We start from the raw sequence: 1,207 nt of genomic DNA, 5'->3' as shown, positions 1-1,207 counted from the left end.
TTACACATTATTTTTTGTACACCTTTTCGCTTACTGCACTTTGAGCTGGACATTGTAAATACCTGAGCGCTCATTGCGATACTTGGTTCATTCATTAAAAAGCTAAGAGCTAACTGCTAATAGCTGAATGCTTACAAATTAATTTCATCCCTTAATATTAAATGGCGATCACTTAACCATTTTTTTAGTGGAAATAGAGCTAATATATTCAAAATTTTAAACTTAAACTTACTAGCATAATTAGTAGTATTAAGTGCTTGTCAAACAAGAATAAGTCTTCAACCGTTAGCGTAGCTCCCCCGGAGGGGGAACATGATATTACTTATTTAACTGTGCTAAAAATTTCTGATGTTCGGATGTTTTTAAACCTTTTTGTAACTCTGAGTTTACTTCTACTAAATTACCTGAAATTAAATTAGATACCGATAACCATAAACCAGGAAAAATTTCGCTTTTAATAATACCCTGTTCATCTATTGACAAATTAATATATTCTCCCTCTCGCCACCGAAACCAATCAATTTTTTGTTCGTAAACTTGCCAGACTAAATATTCTTGTACTTGGTTGCATCGATAAACTTTCAATTTTTCTCCTAAGTCATAAGAAGCACTACTGCTAGCAACTTCAGCAATAAATTCTGATGCACCTTCAACATAGCCATCTGCACTAATAATTGAATTGCCTCCAGTTTCGAGGCGTAATAAAGCATCCGGTTGTACTTCGTTATCAGCATCAAGGCGTACTGTAGTATTGTCTGCTAGAGTAACTCCTGGTGTCGCTACCCAATAATTACCAAGCCAAGTCATAATGAATGCGTGAGGTGTTCCGTGGGTAATGCGTACCGGAGAACTCATATATACAATTCCTTCTATTAATTCAGCTTTTTTGACATCAGACATTCTGGCATAACGTCGCTCAAATTCTGGACGAGTTAGGCGATCGCTATTTTCTAGTGGTAGAGTTTTGATGTTAGTTTCTAGCATAATGTTACCTCCTGAGATATACCTACTCCCCTACTCCCTAATGCACCATTTTAGCTGTGTCACGCCACTACTGGAGTGGCACTCCTAAGACTGTGCATATAGATTTTTGTTTCTAGGTGTCTCGATCTCCCCATCTCCCCACACTCCCCATCTCCCCATCTCCCCATCTCCCCATCTCCCCCTCCCCCCCTCCCCCCCTCCCCCCACTCCCCCCTCTCCCCAC

Annotated in this window: 1 protein-coding gene; it reads right to left on the bottom strand. The window is 39.6% G+C overall.

The genetic code is table 11. The features are described 5' to 3' along the window. Window positions 1–318 precede the first annotated feature (318 nt). Window positions 319–984 carry a Uma2 family endonuclease gene (locus tag F6K13_RS34020; RefSeq protein WP_287243014.1) on the bottom strand — a complete coding sequence of 222 codons (666 nt, stop codon included), beginning with the start codon at window positions 982–984 and terminating at the stop codon, window positions 319–321. Window positions 985–1,207 lie beyond the last annotated feature (223 nt).

Origin of the sequence: Okeania sp. SIO2B9 (assembly GCF_010672505.1) — a bacterium.
GTDB lineage: Bacteria > Cyanobacteriota > Cyanobacteriia > Cyanobacteriales > Microcoleaceae > Okeania > Okeania hirsuta.
This window is presented reverse-complemented; position numbering and strand designations above follow the sequence as displayed.

Bases quoted from the DNA above. Each gene is read 5' to 3' on its own strand.
- F6K13_RS34020 (WP_287243014.1), bottom strand. From the start codon at position 984: ATGCTAGAAACTAACATCAAAACTCTACCACTAGAAAATAGCGATCGC.